General features: G+C 67.0%; 2 protein-coding genes. Both read left to right on the forward strand.

Annotation, left to right across the window (positions count from 1 at the left end):
- The coding region (locus ACFWF3_RS35240; protein WP_379318456.1) for an AIM24 family protein at positions 1 to 701 on the forward strand (701 nt) is incomplete at its 5' end.
- A gap of 4 nt (positions 702 to 705) precedes the next feature.
- Complete coding sequence (locus ACFWF3_RS35245; protein WP_062990545.1) at positions 706 to 1,470, forward strand: AIM24 family protein; 765 nt, start codon at positions 706 to 708, stop codon at positions 1,468 to 1,470.
- The last annotated feature ends 147 nt before the right edge of the window (positions 1,471 to 1,617 follow it).

Consider the following 1,617-nt stretch of genomic DNA (forward strand, 5'->3'; position numbering starts at 1 on the left):
TGTTCGAGAAGGTCAACGGCAAGGTAGTCAAAGTCAACGTCGGTCAGGCGGGTGGCGTCGTCGCCCGTTCCGGCGCGATGCTGTTCTACACGGGTCAGGTCGCGTTCGCACCGCACCAGATTCCCGGCGCCGGTCAGGGCATGGGCGGCGGCGGTTTGATGCGGATGGCCGGGCAGATGATGGCCGGTGAGCACGAGCGGACCATGCTGGCGCAGGGCAACGGTGAGGTCCATTACGGATTCGCCGGGCTCGAGGTGCACGTGGTGCAGATGCAACCGGGCGCGGTGTTGCGGGCCGAGGCTTCACGCCTGCTCGCGCAGTCGGCCGGTTTGCAGGCTTCGGTGGTGTCGGTCGCCAGTTCGGGCGGTAGCGGTGGTGGTGGCGGCGGTCTGATGGGCGCGCTGCGCGGCGCCGCGGCGGGCGTCGCGACCGGGCAGGGCATGTTCACCACCCAGCTCAGCGGACAGGGTTCGGCGGTGCTGCTCGCGCACGGCGGCTTCCTGGAACTGCAAGTGGGCGGACCGAATCCGATCGTTGTCGACCCGCAGGCGTTCGTCGCCGCGTACGGCAACGTGCAGACCGAGCTGAAGTCCGCGATGAGCTGGCGCGACGCGGTGGGTCGCGGCGCGGGCGAGGCGATGCAATTGCATTGCCACGGACAGGGTGTGGTGTATGTGCAGGCCTCCGAAGAGAAGTTGTGAACCGATGAGCGAAATCCTCTCGCCGATGAATCTCGGTGCCAGCGACAACATTCCGGGCAACAGCTACGCCTACTGCATCGACCTGACCGGACCCTGGTTCATGCGCAAGGGCGCGATGATCGCCTACTACGGGCAGATCGAGTTCCAGATGCTCACGCACGGGCTGCAGGGCGGCCTGATGCACATGGTGAGCAGCCAGTTCTCCGCGCCGCTGTTCGCGGGCGACTACGTGGTGGCGCAGGGTCACGGCAAGCTGATCATCGGCGACCGCGGTTACGACATCAATTCCTATGACCTCGAAGAAGGCAACCTCACCATCCGCGGCGCGAACCTGCTGGCCTTCGAGCCCGGACTGGCGCTCAAGCAGTCGATCGTGCCCGGATTCCTCACGCTGATCGGCACCGGCAAGTTCCTCGCGTCGTCGAACGGGCCGGTGATGTTCGCCGAACCGCCCCTGCGCGTCGACCCCGAATCCCTGGTGGGCTGGGCCGATTGCCCGTCGCCCAGTCACCACTACGACCAGGGCTGGATCGGCAGTTTCCTCGCGGCGGGTGCGGCCAGGATGGGCGCCAACTCCGGTGAGGAGCGGCAGTTCGACTTCACCGGAGCAGGCACGGTGCTGATCCAGTCGACCGAGAAGATCATGAGCGACAACGCCCTGGTGCGCACCATCGAGGGCCAGCTCCAGAGCGGCGTCACGGTGGGCGGTCTCCAGCGCATTCAGGGCGTGATCGCCCAGCAGCTGGCCGGTCAGCAGCAGCACTACTGAGCACGTCGAACCCGGGTGCCGTTGCGGCGCCCGGGTTTTCGGTTGCCTACGCGGGGACCGTGGCGCGCTCAGCCGCCGCGTGGAACCACCCGAGGATCTCCTCGCCTGCCAGGATTCCCGAGGACGTGGTGATCGTGAGGTTGGGGG

This window comes from Nocardia sp. NPDC060220 (assembly GCF_042727815.1).
Lineage (GTDB): Bacteria > Actinomycetota > Actinomycetes > Mycobacteriales > Mycobacteriaceae > Nocardia.

Excerpts from the sequence above, each read along its gene's own strand:
- ACFWF3_RS35245 (WP_062990545.1), top strand. The coding sequence starts at position 706 with ATGAGCGAAATCCTCTCGCCGATGAATCTCGGTGCCAGCGACAACATT.